The sequence below is a fragment of the Butyricimonas sp. Marseille-P3923 genome (assembly GCF_900184685.1).
Classification (GTDB): Bacteria; Bacteroidota; Bacteroidia; order Bacteroidales; family Marinifilaceae; genus Butyricimonas; species Butyricimonas muris.
Genome location: NZ_FXXL01000007.1, coordinates 2,374,415 through 2,391,691 on the forward strand (window position 1 = coordinate 2,374,415; position 17,277 = coordinate 2,391,691).

The 17,277-nt window shown below is 42.3% G+C and carries 10 protein-coding genes; all 10 read right to left on the bottom strand.

The window, feature by feature from the left end:
- Positions 1-28: 28 nt before the first annotated feature.
- Positions 29-2,602, bottom strand: a complete 2,574-nt coding sequence (locus tag CS948_RS21165) for a zinc-dependent metalloprotease (RefSeq protein WP_099294348.1) — start codon at positions 2,600-2,602, stop codon at positions 29-31.
- Between the two features lie 20 nt (positions 2,603-2,622).
- Entirely contained in the window at positions 2,623-5,310 is a 2,688-nt protein-coding gene (locus CS948_RS21170; protein ID WP_255302103.1) for a zinc-dependent metalloprotease, read from the bottom strand.
- 169 nt (positions 5,311-5,479) lie between these two features.
- Positions 5,480-7,063: a PKD-like family lipoprotein gene (locus CS948_RS21175; RefSeq protein WP_176555162.1), complete on the bottom strand. Its 1,584-nt coding sequence runs from the start codon at positions 7,061-7,063 to the stop codon at positions 5,480-5,482.
- A 19-nt stretch (positions 7,064-7,082) separates the two neighbouring features.
- Positions 7,083-7,757, bottom strand: coding sequence for a DUF4843 domain-containing protein (locus CS948_RS21180; RefSeq protein WP_176555163.1), 675 nt, complete (start codon positions 7,755-7,757; stop codon positions 7,083-7,085).
- 18 nt (positions 7,758-7,775) lie between these two features.
- Positions 7,776-9,251, bottom strand: a complete 1,476-nt coding sequence (locus CS948_RS21185) for a RagB/SusD family nutrient uptake outer membrane protein (RefSeq protein WP_099294354.1) — start codon at positions 9,249-9,251, stop codon at positions 7,776-7,778.
- A 39-nt stretch (positions 9,252-9,290) separates the two neighbouring features.
- Positions 9,291-12,716, bottom strand: coding sequence for a SusC/RagA family TonB-linked outer membrane protein (locus tag CS948_RS21190; RefSeq protein ID WP_099294356.1), 3,426 nt, complete (start codon positions 12,714-12,716; stop codon positions 9,291-9,293).
- Between the two features lie 87 nt (positions 12,717-12,803).
- The gene (locus CS948_RS21195) at positions 12,804-13,991 is read right to left on the bottom strand and encodes a FecR family protein (protein WP_099294357.1); all 1,188 of its coding nucleotides are present in this window, start codon (positions 13,989-13,991) and stop codon (positions 12,804-12,806) included.
- Between the two features lie 58 nt (positions 13,992-14,049).
- Positions 14,050-14,595: an RNA polymerase sigma factor gene (locus tag CS948_RS21200; RefSeq protein WP_099294359.1), complete on the bottom strand. Its 546-nt coding sequence runs from the start codon at positions 14,593-14,595 to the stop codon at positions 14,050-14,052.
- Between the two features lie 437 nt (positions 14,596-15,032).
- Positions 15,033-16,034 carry an ornithine carbamoyltransferase gene (locus CS948_RS21205; protein WP_099294361.1) on the bottom strand — a complete coding sequence of 334 codons (1,002 nt, stop codon included), beginning with the start codon at positions 16,032-16,034 and terminating at the stop codon, positions 15,033-15,035.
- A gap of 118 nt (positions 16,035-16,152) precedes the next feature.
- Positions 16,153-17,121, bottom strand: a complete 969-nt coding sequence (locus CS948_RS21210; protein WP_099294363.1) for a carbamate kinase — start codon at positions 17,119-17,121, stop codon at positions 16,153-16,155.
- Positions 17,122-17,277 lie beyond the last annotated feature (156 nt).

Consider the following 17,277-nt stretch of genomic DNA (forward strand, 5'->3'; position numbering starts at 1 on the left):
ATAAATTATATCGTTCATTAAAACTTCATTACCGGGCATTTCTAAAATCTTCAATCATCTCGAGCAGATAAGAATAATGAAGATTCGTTTCCCTGTCAGCTGTCCCGACTTTTTGCCTTAACAGGTTCTCAACACGTTGTAACAACAGGTAATAGAGATGTTGCGAATTATCATGAGCCACGTTATACACACCATAATGCAGACCGAATCCGGCAACGTCCTCCATATGTCGGCATCTTTCGCCCGACATACATATCCTTTCGCCTGCAAACATCGGTTCTCGGGACTGCCGCTCCGACTCTGCCTTGTAAGCAGGAGCCAATCGGGCAAACAACCCGTTTAGTACAACTTGTTGCAGATAACGTTCGGATTGTTTTGGCTTTCTTCCCTTTAACGTCGATTCCCACACCCCGGCATAAAGGTCATCCAAATATTCTTTCGGGGTATAGGCATCCGGTTCCCGATAAGCACAAAGAGATACCCGTTTGGTATTTAATAATGCCCCCGCGAAAAAATTAATAACATCCTGTGATTTTGGTGCTCCCACGTGCAGATTGCCAGTATACGAGAAATCATCCAACCACTCCAAGTTCTTCAAATGTTTCAACAGAAAAAGAAAGTTACGTTTCTGAATATCTTTCGGCACAACTTGAAAACTCGGCATAGGATCACCCACGAAACGTTCCGTCAGGTAAACACCCCCGACATTCATGTAAGCGTTGTACAAATATCCCCGACATTGGTAGACTATCTCGTCATAGATATGCATCCGGTAAGAATAATCCTTATCCCGCGGCTGCATCCACTCATTCAAATGATTCAGAATATATTTTAGATTAGCCATTCCATAATCACCCGCTTTCACGGCATCGTCACCCAGATCTTCCGTCAAAGCACTGGGATCATAGACACCGCGAATTTGTTGTTTCCCGTAACGATACATCGGATCACCCGCTTTTTCAGCAATCCAGTCTTGTACAACTTTATTTTCTTCTTTCATCGTCGTAGCGTCGGGCACCGGCTGGTAATTAACCTTAATCGCGTAATAATCATACACGCCCAGTTCCGGCGGTGTTAAACGCACTCCTTTATCCCCCGGTTGCGCCACATAATTATACCGGGCATAATCCATGATAGAAGGTGTAGTCCCGTATTTTGCCGTAAAAGTAGCAGAACGAAGCGAATCTACCGGAATGGAAAAAGAAGATGCCATATTGTGCATCAATCCCAAACAATGTCCCACTTCATGAGCCACGATGTAACGCATACTTTCATACAGCACGTCATCAGGCTGTTTCACGGTTCTTACCCGTTCGTCCACCTGTGCAGTCTGCACGAAACGCATATCGTTTATCAACCGGATGACATCATGATAAATATAAACAGAAGCGTTAATTATCTCACCTGTTCTCGGATCTGTCCACGAGGGTCCCATCCCGTTAGCGATACTGATCGGGGCATAGCGGATACAACTGTATTTCAAGTTATCCGGGTCAAATTCGGGGTCGTCTGTCGGGAAATCACGACTAACCATCACGTTTTTCAAACCGATTTCTTCAAATGCCTTGTTCCATTCCCGAATCCCGGCATGCACGGCAGCTTTCCAATCTTCCGGAAACCCGTTGTCCACGTAAAACACGATCGGTTTTACAGGCTCCACCAATTCACCCCGCTTGTAGGCTTCCATATCTTCAGGCTCCACTCGCCAACGGTTCATCAAAAAAGTATATCTGGAACCGTCTGTTTCCGTTGTCATATTTTCTTTCACGGAATAGAAAAGCCCTACCCTTGGATCGGCCAATCGCCCGCGCATAAGATCTTTCTCCGGGAGCAGGATCATCGAACGGTTCATTTTTACCGTTACGGCAGTTTTTACACTCTTCCCCGTTACCGGTGACATTAGGCTTTGATCATAAGAAAGTGAAGATATCACGGCAATATTATCCTCAAAAGCCTTGATGTCATCAATATAAGAAACTTCCCGGTTAAAAGTAGCCCTTCGCTTCAACTTCCCGTAACCGGTAGAGCGACTATACGGATCAAAAGGAGTCAAACGAGCATCATCAGCTAGAAATAACCAAGTCATATCAAACACGACTGCCGTACTGTCCGCATTGTAAGCCATGATTTCCATCGCTTTAAGCACAGGTGGAATATTACTGTTCCGAATCGCCCGATTGTACGATTCCTGATCTGTATCACTATATACTTGAAGTACGGACGGCAGACTTATCTGTACCAATTCAATCTTCTTATCCCTCTTTTGAAACGCTATATGCAAAGGATCCGTGGGTTTCTGACCGATAATGGCATTTCCGTTGTCACTAATCTCCACCACGGTCGAACCCAACAGAAATTCTCTTTTCAGCAGAGTCAAAGGAAATTCAAAATAGACCTTATCTTCAAATTTGTGAAGCGTGATCATTCCCTCGCGAGTCACGTACTTTTTCCCTTCAAAAAGCTGGTCATATTTGCTCTCCTTCTTCTGCTCCACACACTCATCCTTCCCTTTCTTTTTCCGTCTTTCGGCTTGTACCTCCACAACATCCGTCAACAGAAAAGAAAACAAACAGAATAGAACTAAAAGGAAATTCTTATTCATATATCTTGTTTTAGAATGCATCACTTATTCTTTAAAAATCCCTCGATCTGTGACAACAAATAAGCATAATGTCCCCGAGTCTCATAAGTCCCGTTGTTTTTGTTCTCTTTCATCAGATTTTGTATTTTCAATAACATCTGATGTAAAAGATGCTGATTATTATCATTCGATACATTCGCCACGTACTGGATAAAGTCATACCCGAACCTGCCATTCAAGTTTTGTTGAAATTCCATCTCGTTCGAGAAGCGATCAAAATTCGCAGTTTTCATACTCATTGCTTTCCTCTCTGACACCCCCTCGATCATTTCCCGAATCCGGTAGTCCGGCAACCCGGCGTGACCGCCACAAGAACAACTGTATGCCGGACGGGATTTAGCCAATACCATATCTGCCATAGTCTTCCTTCCCGATGCCGGATTCACGTCACGAATCAAAGAATTCACGATTTCAGTTTGTAGGATACGTTCCGATTCGGTTGGGTCCTTTCCCCTGATTGTCGATGCCCATATCATATTGTAAAGATCATCCAAGTATTCTTTCGGGGAATACGCTTTCGAGTCCCGATACACACCCAGCGCCAGACGTTTGGTTGTTACCAACGAACCGGCAAAAGCTTTCAGTAATAAACGGGCGTTCGAACCGTCAAACTCCAAATTCTTCACCACGTCGGGACTATCCAGCCACTCCATGTCTTTCAACTCGTTAATAACGAAACGTAAAGCCCGTCTTTGCACCTCTTTAGGAACAACTTGATAAGTTTTATAAGGATCACCGACATAATGTTCATTAATATAGAATCCTCCGACATTCACCAGAGCGGTATAGATATATTGAGAATACTGGTTACAGATTTCACGGTAAATATTATCCCTGTAAGTGTAATCTTTATCCTGACTATCCATCCAGTTATTGAGATTTTTGAGAATATATTTCAAATTCCGGATACCATATTCACCCGCTTTCACGGCATCATCACCCAAATCCTCCGTCAACGACGACGGATCAAAAGTCCCGTACCCGATTTGCTGTTTCCCGTAACGATACATCGGATCTCCGATTTTATCCGAAATCATTTTCCGCAGAACCGGCAATTCTTCTTCCGACGTACGAGCGTCCAACAGAGGCTTGTATCCCCATTCGATAGCATAATAGTCATACACGCCCAATTCGGGTGGAGTCAACGCAACCCCTTTATCTTCCGGCTGCGCGATATAATTAAAGCGGGCATAATCCATAATAGAAGGGGTAGTCCCGTATTTTTTCATGAATTCCGCATCCCGGTAAGATTCTACCGGAATCGAAGCCGACGAAGCCATGTTGTGCATCAATCCCAAGGTATGCCCGACCTCGTGAGCCACGATATATCGCATACTCTCAAACAAAACATCCTCCGGCAATTTAGTCGTACGTACCCGCTCATCCACTTGAGCGGTCTGCACGAAACGCATGTTATTCACTAATTTAATCACGTCATGGTAGATCAACACGGAAGCATTCACCACTTCACTATTACGAGGATCAACCCAAGACGGTCCCTGCGCGTTAGCCATCCCGACCGGACAATAACGCACGCAGGAATATTTTATATTGTCCGGATCGAATTTCGGATCATCTTTCGGGAAGTCATAAGACTGCACGGCATTTTTAAAACCGATCTTTTCAAAAGCCTTGTTCCAAATTCTCACTCCGGCATGAATCGCGGCTTTCCACTCGTTCGGGAATGCATCATCGACATAATACACGATCGGCTTCATCGGTTCTACCAGTTCGCCCCGCTTATAAGCTTCCACATCCTTAGGCTGAAGATCCCAACGATTGATATAATACACATCTTTCACTCCATCCTGTTCGTCCGTAATAACTTCTTTGCCGGAAACAAAATAACCGATTCGGGGATCGGCCAGCCGGGGACGCATAGTCGGTTCCTCCGGCAATAAAACTAATGAACGATTCACCCCCACGGTTACCGGTTCATCCATAACCAACATGAACATCCCGTAAAGGGCAATATCCTGCAAATAAGAAAGTGAAGAGGTGACGGAAACATTATCCGAGAACGCCTTTATGTCCCCGACATAAGACAATTCCGACTGGAAACGCTTTCTCCGTGTACCCTGTCCGTAATAAACTTTTTTCCCGTAAGGATCAAAAGGATCCATCCGGGAATCATCGCTCACGAAGAATTTGGTCGTTTCAAAAACAACTGCCGTACTATCGGCATTGTAAGCCTTCACCGCAAATCCTTCCATAATAGGCAAACGGGTTCCCTTCTTCATGGCCTCTCCGATGTTTTTATCCTTGCTCTGGCTGAAAATCTGTGCCCGAGAAGGATTCGTCACTTCGCACAGGTAAACCATACTATCGGTCATCGTGAAAGCTACATGTAACGGTGTCTGATTCTTTTGTCCCACCAATGCATTCGAGTTATCACTAATACTGGAAACAGTCGAACCGAGAAGCATATCCCTTCCCAACAAGCTCAACGGAAACTCAAAATACAATTTACCATCCACCTTATGAAGCGTGATCATCCCTTTCACCGTGGTACACTCTTTACCTTTAAAAAGCTGGTCATAAGCAGATTCCTTAGGAGTTTGCACCTCCTCCGTTTTTCCCGCTTTTTTCTTTTTCTCCCTCTTTTTAGCATCTGTAATCAACGGAATACAGACAAGAGTCATCAAAATAACTAAAACTCTGATTTTCATAAATACTTCTAATTTACATACAATTTATTTCATCCCGATATTTATACAACGCTCTCCCGTTCTGGAACAAACAAGACTTAAATAAATCTCTGTTCCAGCCGATTAGAGGAAGCCCGAAAAGAATTTCAAACGAAAAGACCTTCGGGACTCCCTTGTTTTCTGTTACAAATTAAAAACTCCAACTATTACCGTAACCTACCTTGTAGCGGATGTGCACGATCTCACCAAAATCATGAGTGGAAGCATAAAGCAATTTTTCTTTCTGGCCATTCACGGCTTTTCTCGTCAAATCCAACACGTAGAACTCTCCGGATTGCATACCGATTGCCACCCTGCGACTACCTACACATTCCGAGTCGATAGCCGTAATAATCTGTCCTTGTGGAAATTCATAATACTTTTCTACCGGTAACTTAGCATCACGATCATATAACCACAGCTCGTTATCTTTAGAAATCAATACATAGGGAGTTCCGAAATCTTTCCCGAACACCCACGAACGCAACACGTTAAACACGTTCTTTGAAGTTCCGTTTATCACTTGACTCAAATCTATCTGCCGTTGCAACACCGGAAATGCCGAAGGATTAGCAGATTCTTTCATCTCGTTCACCCGAAAATCATGCGTGTAATAATTCCCGGTTGTCCGATCCCGCAAAATAGAGTAATATCCTTGATCACCACGTCCTTCGTTAACCTCGTAATACCCGGTATGCAAGACCTCCATTGTACCCAAATCATTCAATCGCGCAAAGTCCGGGGCATACGCGGATTCATCCACTGCAAATTTAAACACCTTTCCAGCCACTTCTTTGCTCAGGTCGGAAATTGCCAAGAATCGGTTGTTCACTTTATCATACATCACGGTAAAACCCAATCCGGCAAAGGGAGCCAGCACAAAACGTGAACCATCTACCTCTTCTCCCTCAAATATCAACGGACGATCGATAAAATAACCGGAATTATACAACTGATCGGTCAATTTCTTGCGAGTATACACTTTCCCGTCATGATTCACCACGCAGGTCAACCACTTCATATCAATCATATCTATCGGTTTAAAATCCGTCGGCAGATTCCCGTCCAAGAAGATATTATTTAACAATACGTCTTTCGTGAAATCCTGTCCCGATAAATCAACACATCCTTGACCGCCGTTTTGCAACACCCAGAAATTTCCAAGATCTCCGCCACCGGCAAAATGTTCCAACACCCGAACCGGTTCCGAGCCTAATTCCTCGTCATTTACCAACCGGTAAATATCCGGTACGTCTTCGTACGTGAATTTTCCATAGTCACTCCCGTCATCCTCATTTTTTTCCCGAATATAGGAAAGAACGGACTTCCCGTTTTGTTTCGCTAGAACAACCCACGCTTCTTTGGCATAAGGAGAAGTCAAAAGAGCTGATATTCCCCCGGAATAAGCGACACCGGTACGATTATCAATTACGTTCATATAAATACTCTGGTAATTGACCACGGTATCGACCACCCATTCCAAATTCCGCTGATCAGAAATTTTCCTTCCGAGGAAAATCCATTCATAACTCAAATCAACATCATTACTGTCAATAGCAAAGGTCAACTTAGGTGACAATTTAACCGTTTCCCCCAAAACCGCTTCAAAATAACTTGCATCAAAAGTAACCGTAATATCATTCTTGGGGTCGTATGAATAATTTCCCTTATCATCATAGCAAGAACTCATCCCTAAAATCATGACGAGTAAAAAAAGTATATATCTTATTTTCATTGCCATTATTTTTTAATCATTAATAAATAGGCACCGTTAAATTCAACTCCGGATGCAAAGTCAAGTAATCTTTAAACTCTAATGCCAACAGCCGTAATTTAGTCGGATTTTCCTTTAACAACACTGGAATTTCCGTTGCATCTATTTGGGTTGCAATCAAGAAATGTTTGTATTTCTCCGGAGAATATTCTCCCAGATACACGGAAATGATATCCCCTTCCCACCAGAGCGGTTTGCTTTCCACGTTGTTAAAATGCACTTTTACCGTACGATTGCGACTTAATCCCGGAATAAAGCCATTTCCCTCTTCCAGTTTAATCATCAACGTCACGGGACCATCACTCAATCTTTCGGTCTTTTTCAACACCACATAAAGAGTATCTTTCAACTGATTCGCACCGAATTCAGGCTCCAAATCCAAAACATACTCTTCCGGAAGTGCCGTGGTTCCGGTATCAACCACGGAAACACGGTAATTAGCTTTTTCCGTGAGGAGATTACCCATTAAATTGACCTCAAATCCCGCTTTATACTCATCACTTGTCGGATAATGCGAAAAAGACACGGAAAGATCGGCACTATCCAGACTTGTCGTGAAATAAAGATATCTTTCGGATTGATAGGTCATTGTTTCCTTTTCACTACAAGAAAAGAGAGCAAATACTATCGCTATTATAGTTATATAGTTCTTCATATACATCTTACTATTTTATTAATGAATCAGTTGATTGTCAGGAAGAGGCAATACTCTGCCGATCGTGTATCCCCAATCATTCGGGGTCATATCATACTTTTTATAATAATAAAACAACTGTCCTTCCCCTATAAAATCTCTTCTGGCATCCCTCAATATAGCTTCCTGCATCTCCTCCAGACTCCCGATCTGAAGTTTACCGCCCCGGATACCTCTTGCCATTCTAACCTCATCCAATTTATTAATTCCCAACTGCGTCTGTCCTTCCGTGTAAAGAGCCTCACTGATAATATAATACATCTCGCTCAAACGTACCATCGGTATCAAATCCTCCCCATAAGAATTCCCGACCTGTGGGGTATATTTTTTCGAGTAATAATAATAATCATCCACAACCGAGAATAAACCCAAACGAGCGTCTTCCGTGTCAATCTCGTCGTAATCCTCGTTATAGATAATCGCGTCATAATATACAGGTAACTGAATATTTTCCGAACCGAGATAATGGCTATAATCATCTATTAATTTCTGGTTGGAAAGAGCGAAAATCACTCCGTCGTACAATTTATAGTTACTGTTATAACTCCCTCCCCCGGTAAATGTAAAACATTTATTGAGATACATCCCATTCTGATAAGTCGCATCCAGAACTTCCTGCGCATTCTCTCTTGCCTGCGTCTGTTTGTCACCATAAGAATATACCCGGGCTAAAGTTGCACATATAGCATAGTAATTCATCCGGTATCCCCGGTATAAATAGAATAAATCATCCGGCAAATTTTTATCTCCTCGTCCGCCTTCTATTCTCGCGCTGGTTTTCATCCAAGATCTATGATCACCCACCGTATCAAAAGGAGCTACAAGATTCTTGGCTTTCAACAAATCACGCTCTATTTTTTCCAGAATCACACTCACGCTCCCTCTGGGTTCCGAAGTCGACCCGTATCTTTCGTAATACGGAATGTAGCCTTTATCATCCGCCACCTTGGGAGCCGGAGCAAACAAACGCAACATGTCAAAATGCAGATAAGCCCGCAATGCCAATGCTTCCCCGTGAATCATATCCCGCTCGGACTCTCCCCCGACAAATTTCGACGGCTCCTCTCCATCGATACGGGCAATAATGTTATTACAATTTGCGATAGAATTGTAAGCTTGTGACCAGAATGCCTCAGTAATAGCCTTCACCCCCGTGGCGTTGTATTTTCCTAACAACACGTCATAATAATCATGGGTACTGCAATCATAGTAAATCGTCAACGGATCATACACCCACCCCATCACATCAACAAAACCCCATGTCAATTCCCTGCCATACATTTGCGAAGTCGCCATATCCCGATAAACTCCATTCAACGCATTCCGGTAGCCATCCCCGGTCGCGAAAAGAGTTTCCTCGTTTACCTGATCATCAGGTGCAACATCCAACCATTGCTCGCATGAACCCAACACGAACGGCAACAGCACAGCTAATATTATCTTATTTATCTTCATATTCTCTTGATTTCTAATTCCTAAATAACTAACTCCGATTTAGAAAGTCGCTTTTATTGAAAAATTCACCGATCTGGCAAAAGGATAACTAAGCCCGCGTTCCGCCTTAACAGATGAAATTCTGAAAAGATCGTTCGCCCCCACTTCCAAACGCAACATACCCAAATGGGCTTTCTTTATCAATTCCGAATTAAAATCATATCCCAAAGTGATCGAATTCAATGTTACCACGTTATAATCCTGTACAAAACGTTCTGTCGGATTTGTCGTTTCAATACCGTTTCTTCCGGTTTCAAGAGCTTTAAATTTAGCTTTATCACCCGGTTTCTTCCAACGGTTGGTAAATACTCGCTTATCCACGTTTGAAGTATACAGATTGGCATTTTCAACCTTGTCAACTAAAGTCTGGTTGTATTGCTGCCCACCGAACTCGTACATAAACGTCGTGTACAACGTAAAATTCTTATAGTTCACGTTAAAACCGAACGTTCCCTGTGCTTTCGGTTCCGTATTTCCCACGACAACCTGTTCCGAACTATTCCATGTATAAGTAACGGAACCATCACGATTAACCAGCATCTCCTGCCCGGTAGCGGGATCTATTCCTAAAGATTTCATCGCGTAAATCGAAGTCAATGAACCTCCCTCTTGGTATTTCGTGATAGGCTTGGAAGTGGAACCGTCATAAGCGTTTGACTCTGCAAAGTTTTTATCTACCGCATCATTATAAGCCTTCAGACTCTCGGAAACTTTCAATATCTCATTCTTATTATGAGCCAAATTGCCGAATACGGAAACATACCAATCGTTATTGCGGAATACATCGCTTTTCAATTGAATCTCGTATCCTTTGTTCATCACTTCTCCCAAATTATCCATGTAAGTCGTGAAACCCGCTGCACTCTCGATCGTCACATCATTGATCAGATCAATCGTTTTTTTCCGGTAATAGGAGAATTCCATCTGCAACCCGCCATTAAACAGTTGTACATCTATACCCAAATCCAACTCCTTCGTTTTCTCCCAAGCCAGCTCCTTATTTCCCAACGCCATCAATGAAGCGCCAAAGCCTGTTTTATACCATTCTTCACTCAGTATCTGGTATATAGTCTGTGCCGCGTAAGGCGGGAAATTTACTTTACCGGTCACCCCGTAAGATCCTCGGATTTTCAGCACATCAATATAACCGTATTTCTTCATAAACTCGTAATTATGAAGATTAATACCTAAACCTCCCGACCAGAAAGGAGCAAACCGTTTATCGGAACCAAATTCGGAAGAACCGTCTGTTCTCACCGAAAGATCCAACAAATAGATATTATTGTAAGTATAGTTCAAACTTCCCAACACACCGAACAAACGGGTACTGTTCTGACTTACCGTCGGTTTCTCCACAATTTCCTGCGCGTAATTGGGAGAATGTAACGAACCGGAAGGAAATCCCCTGTAAAATGCCGATGTCGTAGAAGTATGCGTAGACGTTGCGTTAATACCAATATTCAGATTGATATTGTGTCCGCTTATAGTGCGGTTGTAAGCCAAAAAAGCATTCAAATCCCAATCGAACCCGTCACCAGCACTTGTACGAAGCTCTCCCGAACTACTATTGGCCGCACTCAACACCTTACCGTTACGCATTGACTTCGGATCAATAAAATCGTCACTTTTCGTGTTTTTCTTGGTTAAACTGAATTGTCCTTTTATTTGCAAATAATTATTCACGTACCAGTTGGCACTCAAATTATTTATCAACTCATCCACTTGTGACTTATTAAAACTCTTTAATCCGGCCTCGTACAAAGGATTCTTTAACTCCGACGAAGATCCCCCATGCCAATTAAAGGTCTGTTTCAAGTAATTCCCGTCCGCATCCTTATACTCGTCATACGGTTGCTTTGAAGTATAGTCCGAGAAAGTACCGTAAGGAGATTCTTCCGATCGTGTAATATTATAAGATATATAATTCTTTACTTGGAAAGAACCAATCCGGTAATCAATATAAAAACCAACCCCCATACGATCCCGGTAAGATTTTTTCATCACACCGTCTTCATTATTATAGAGCATATCCAACCCGAAACGAATATCATTGGTTCCCCCTTCTATATACAAACTGTGTTTATGATTAAATGCCGTTTGTAACGGCTTGGCTAACCAATAGGTATCAACACCGTGAGCAACATTGTTGAGCTTACCATTATATTCTACATCATATTTATTCTGATCAGAATAATTAGCAGCCTTATAAATGCCTGCCGCCACCTCTGCTTCCAACTTTTCCTTTGCGTTCATCAGGTTATAGTCGGTCAGATCCGGTGCCGTCACGGTTCCCGTCATACTATAAGATACCGATACTTTACCCGGAACAGGGGCAACAGTAGTGATAACCACGACACCATTAGCCGCACGGGACCCGTACATAGCCGAAGCAGCCGCATCTTTCAGTATCGTTATACTTTCAATGCGATTCGGGTCCATATCATACAATTTCTCCACGCTAATTTGGAATCCGTCCATGATAAAAGTCGGCAAATTCGGGTTGTTTTCCAGTTCTGACTTGGAAAGATTCTTCTTTCTATCCAGATCTTTCACCCCGATACCGGAACGTCCGCGGATATACAATTCGGGCACGTTGTTCGGGTCCGAACCCCACTGGTTATTTTGCTGGATACGAAAAGAAGGATCAAAAGTCTGCAACGCTTGAATTACATTCGTTTTGGAAACCTTCAACAAATCTTCTCTCTTCACGGTAACGGAATTTCCCGTGAAACTCTCTTTTCTGATATTGGCGTACCCGGTCACGACAACTTCCTGCATCTCTTTCACGTCCTCTTGAAGGCGAATGGATATCTCCTTTGCATCATCTTTCGGATCTTTCGGCAAACGATATTCTTTAGTAACCATTCCCACGAAAGAGAATACCAGTATCGTGCTATCCATCTTCGGTACCTCAATCGAGAATTTCCCATCGATATCAGTCACGACACCTAAAGTAGTACCTTTGATAAGCACGGTAACCCCCGGAAGAGTTATCCCCTTCTCGTCCATAACCTTCCCTTTGATTTTCCTGAAAGTTTCTTTTTTCTCGTCATCACCTCCTTCCTTCTTCGAAATAACCAGAAAATCGTCTACCATTTTACACTCCAATCCGCTGCCTTTCAGTGCCTCATTCAAAGCATCTTTGGCATTTACATTCGTCAGCCGAACGGTTACGCGTGACATATTCTTCAACAAGGTGTTATTATACACCACCACGTAACCGGACTGCGCTTCCACTTCCTTTATGATGTCTTCAATCAGAGCATCCTTAAAGGAAATACTAACTCTTTCCTGTGCAACTCCTGTTTCAGCATGTAACTGGAACAGAGTTACAAAAACGATCAATAATTGCAATCGCATAATTTTCCATAGTTTAGACCATACTTTTCCCTCCCGGAAAAGTTCATCCGTTAAATTTTTTTTCATAGATTTGTATAACTATTTATTTAAAATTCTCTCTTGCAGGAGAGGGTTATTAAAGAAAAAAAGGGGAAGAGGCCAATCTTCCTCTTTTTATTTTTTACTTATCCATATCGTTCCATCTTTTTGTATTGAAAATTTTAATGATTGAGTATTTTCCAACAATTTAAGAATAAAATCTATCGGTCTGTTACGCAAAGCTGCACCGGAAAAACAGACATCCCGTAAAGACTCGTCCGAAAAATAAAACTTCACATCATACCAACGTCCCAATGCCTCGGTAATCTCAGATAAAGGAGTGTCGTAAAAATAAAAAGTCCCGTGACGCCAAGAAGTATAATACTTCAAGTCAACCTCTTTTACCGTGATTTCCTTGGACGTTTTATCGTAAACGGCATGCTCCCCGACATTCACCCTCTTCATCGAATGATCACCCCATAGATTTATTTTCCCAGAAGTCAATGTCGCACTACAATCCCCTTTTTCCGGATAACAGGAAGCATTAAACGAGGTTCCCGTCACTTCAATTCTCGCATCCCCCATCAACACGTTAAAAGGTCGCTTTGCATCTTTTTTCACTTCAAAATACGCCTCTCCCGTCAACTTAACTTCCCGGGTATCTTGCCCGAAGCACAACGGGTATTCCATCTTCGTTTCAGAATTCAACCATACTTTCGTTCCATCCGACAAGATCAGCATATACTCTCCCCCGCGAGGTACGACAATCTTATTATATACCAATTTACCGACTTTATCCGTTTCGCGCAAAGAATCATAATAATTCAATGTATTACTCTTATCCCGGAATAGAATTTCCTGATCAAAATAACCGTCCCGTATCGTAGAATCACTTACATCCTTAAGATTAATCTCCCGCCCATCAGACAAATAAAGAATAGCCTTCGCTTCCCCCGGTTGAATATCGTACTTTGCAATCACGGGGATATTTGTATTTTCCGTCGTACGATCAAAAACATAATAAGCCACGAGTCCTGCTAACAAGGGGAATACTATCGCTGCCGCGTACTTTAACCACGAATATCTCCGCATAACGGGCGACGGCTTCACTTGTTTCATGACTTTACCCAAGGCCAGTGGTTTATCCAAACGGTCATATCCTTTTAGCAAAGCACCGCATTGAATAATTGATCGGATATCCTTATAAGCACGTTTATTCTCGTCGGAAGCCTCAAGCCATTCTCGCAAACAGGCTTTTTCTTCCCCGGAACATTCATCTCGAGAATCCCGCCATATTATATCTTCTATTTCTTCTTTCATCATAATCCAATATCAATTCTTTACATAGAAGACGAAAAAAAACAGAAACGGGTGAAAGAAATTACTCGAAAATCGTGAAAAAAGTAAGAAATAATTTGAAATCTTCTTTGTTCAAGCTCTCCCGAAGAAGCTTTAAGCTTCTGGATAGCTGCGTTTTGATCGTGTTCAAGGAAACATGCATTTCGTCTGCAACTTCCTTGTATTTTTTGTTATCCACGCAGATAGCGACAAACACATAGCGACATTTTTCCGGCAAAGCTTCTATCGCCTCCAACAATTTATCCATTGTAGAATCTTCCTCCGATTCCGTATGGAAAAAATATTCCAATTGATCTGCTAATGAATTTATATCAACCGTATCGTACTTTTTAGCCCGCGACAGATCAATACATGCATTACGCACCATCCGGTATAAATAAGAACGAGCAGACATAGTCTCTGTCCCCTCCTGAAAAATATCCCAAAATCTCACGAACACGTCCTGCACGATATCCTCCGCCTCAGAAAAATCACCGCAAAACCTTACCGCATACAAGCACAAAGCCTTGTAGTTTTTGTTAAACAGTTCAACAAACAATTTTTCTTTATGTACTAATTCTGAAGACATCACCTTCGTTTTTTAAGCACAATACCATCTAATTGCGCACGTAAAAATATAAAATAATTTCGGTCCATTTATTGAACATCTTATTTTTAAATTATAAACCGACTTTTTTCTATTTAGAAACGAAGGACAATAGCATTATAAAATATCATTGCCGTTCCGATCATTCTCAACTGGATTAGTATTCTTTATCAAAAAGTTATCTCACTGAAATAATACCCCTTGCTCGAAGCCCTCACGAAGCTTCGCCAGAGCATCGCTACACGGAGCTATTCGAGCCACGGGGTATCTTCCGGACAGCTTCGAGGGAGGGGTATTATTTCCCAATAATTACCATTAATCTCCATGGTTATAACGGAAGAAACCCGCTTGATAACAAAATCAAGCGGGTTTCTTTATACAATATAATCGGGTATTTCTACCGATCATGAACCAAATCTTTAGTCACCCAAAGTAGCAACCATCACAGCCTTGATCGTGTGCATACGGTTCTCTGCCTCATCGAACACGATAGAATTTGCAGACTCGAACACGTCTTCGGTTACTTCCAATCCGTTCATGCCGAATTGTTTGTAAACATCACGACCTACTTGAGTATCAAGGTTATGATATGCCGGCAAGCAGTGCATGAATTTGCAGTTCTTGTTTCCGGTCAATTCCATAACTTTAGCATTCACTTGATACGGGGTCAACAATTTGATACGTTCTGCCCATACCTCAGCAGGTTCACCCATAGATACCCATACGTCAGTGTACAGGAAGTCGCAACCTTTCACTCCTTCTTCCACGTTATCGGTAATGGTAACTGTAGCTCCGGTTTCTTCAGCGATAGCCTTGCAAGTAGCAACCAACTCGGCATCCGGTTGCAATTCTTTCGGGGCAACAATGCGTACATCCATACCCATCTTAGCACCACCAACCATCAAAGAGTTACCCATGTTGAAACGGGCATCACCAAGATAAGCGAAAGTCACTTTGTTTAAAGGCTTATCGGTATGTTCCATCATGGTCAGGAAGTCTGCCAGAATCTGAGTCGGGTGGAATTCGTTGGTCAAACCGTTCCATACAGGTACACCTGCATATTGAGCCAATTCCTCAACAATAGCTTGTCCGAAACCGCGGTACTCGATACCATCATACATACGTCCCAATACACGAGCCGTATCAGCCATGGATTCTTTCACGCCAATCTGAGATCCGGAAGGACCAAGATAGGTCACGTGAGCACCTTGATCATGAGCAGCTACTTCGAACGCGCAACGGGTACGGGTAGAAGTTTTCTCGAAAATCAAAGCAATATTTTTACCTTTCAAACGAGGTTGTTCAGTTCCGGCATATTTTGCTTTTTTCAAATCAGCAGCCAAATCCAACATGTATTTGATCTCTTTCGGAGTGAAGTCCAACAACTTCAAGAAATTTCTGTTTCTCAAATTAAAAGCCATAACTTTATTAATTTTAGATTTATAATTTTAAATTTCAGATTCATTATTTATGGACAAAAGTACAATATCCCATCGAGAATTAAAAACTCATTTCCAGTTTTCAACTCTCCATTTTCAATTATCTTCTATCGTCCTCGTATTCCATCGTGATTTTGGAACCGTAACGTCTGTCTTCCAACTTTGTGGCTTCGGTAATCACTGATTTTTTTCCACCATTCTTAACAAAACGCAAACAAGCACGAATTTTCGGTGCCATACTTCCCTCTGCAAACACTCCTTCTTCCATGTATTTCATCGTATCGGCATAATCCAAGAATTCCAATTTCTGTTGCGACGGTTTCTTGAAGTCCTTATAAATATAAGGAACATCCGTCAAGATATAGAACTCGTCCGCTTTCACTCTCGTACCTACCATAGCGGAAGCCAAATCCTTGTCGATAACACCTTCCAACGGCTGGATGTCACCCTTCTCGTCGATATACACGGGGATACCGCCACCTCCGGTAGTGATCACGATATTACCTTCGCGAGCCAAACGTTCCACCAAATCGGCATTCATAAAATCTTTCGGGTCCGGGGAAGGAACCACCCGACGCCATCCGCCTTCAACCTTGATCTCTTCCTTGAAAACCCATCCTTTCTCGGCTGCCAGTTTATCCGCCTCTTCTTTCGTGTATATCTTACCCACGCGCTTGGTCGGATTCTGCATCGCCGGATCATTCTTGTCCACGATCACTTGGGATACCATCGAGATCACGTTACGTTGCAGACCGTGCTCTTTCAAAATATTTCTCAAGTTACGTTCGATCATGTAGCCGATCTGTCCTTGCGTGAAAGCCACACAAGTGTCCAAAGGCATGGCAGCGTTACCGTACATCTCTACACCGGCAGCATTATCCATAAGCACGTTTCCTACCTGAGGACCGTTTCCGTGCGAAATAATCAAATTATACCCTTCCTTAATCAAGTATATTAAATTTTCCAACGTATCTACCGTGTTGGCATTTTGCTCCTCGATAGTTCCTTTCTGGTTTCCTCTCAAAAGAGCGTTTCCACCTAACGCAACAACCGCTAACTTCTTTTCCATTACTGATATTTTATTGTTATTCTTCTTTTTGTCTAAAAAAATTCCGAAAGCACAAAGCTAACGAAATTAGTTACACAAAAAATAGCCAATTTTCATTTTTATCAAATCACAAATCACTGTATATCAATTCGCTGTATAAATATTCTTCCCGTTTTT

Excerpts from the sequence above, each read along its gene's own strand:
- CS948_RS21165 (WP_099294348.1), bottom strand. The coding sequence starts at position 2,602 with ATGAATAAGAATTTCCTTTTAGTTCTATTCTGTTTGTTTTCTTTTCTG.
- CS948_RS21170 (WP_255302103.1), bottom strand. The coding sequence starts at position 5,310 with ATGAAAATCAGAGTTTTAGTTATTTTGATGACTCTTGTCTGTATTCCG.
- CS948_RS21175 (WP_176555162.1), bottom strand. The coding sequence starts at position 7,063 with ATGAAAATAAGATATATACTTTTTTTACTCGTCATGATTTTAGGGATG.
- CS948_RS21180 (WP_176555163.1), bottom strand. The coding sequence starts at position 7,757 with ATGAAGAACTATATAACTATAATAGCGATAGTATTTGCTCTCTTTTCT.
- CS948_RS21185 (WP_099294354.1), bottom strand. The coding sequence starts at position 9,251 with ATGAAGATAAATAAGATAATATTAGCTGTGCTGTTGCCGTTCGTGTTG.
- CS948_RS21190 (WP_099294356.1), bottom strand. The coding sequence starts at position 12,716 with ATGAAAAAAAATTTAACGGATGAACTTTTCCGGGAGGGAAAAGTATGG.
- CS948_RS21195 (WP_099294357.1), bottom strand. The coding sequence starts at position 13,991 with ATGATGAAAGAAGAAATAGAAGATATAATATGGCGGGATTCTCGAGAT.
- CS948_RS21200 (WP_099294359.1), bottom strand. The coding sequence starts at position 14,595 with ATGTCTTCAGAATTAGTACATAAAGAAAAATTGTTTGTTGAACTGTTT.
- CS948_RS21205 (WP_099294361.1), bottom strand. The coding sequence starts at position 16,034 with ATGGCTTTTAATTTGAGAAACAGAAATTTCTTGAAGTTGTTGGACTTC.
- CS948_RS21210 (WP_099294363.1), bottom strand. The coding sequence starts at position 17,121 with ATGGAAAAGAAGTTAGCGGTTGTTGCGTTAGGTGGAAACGCTCTTTTG.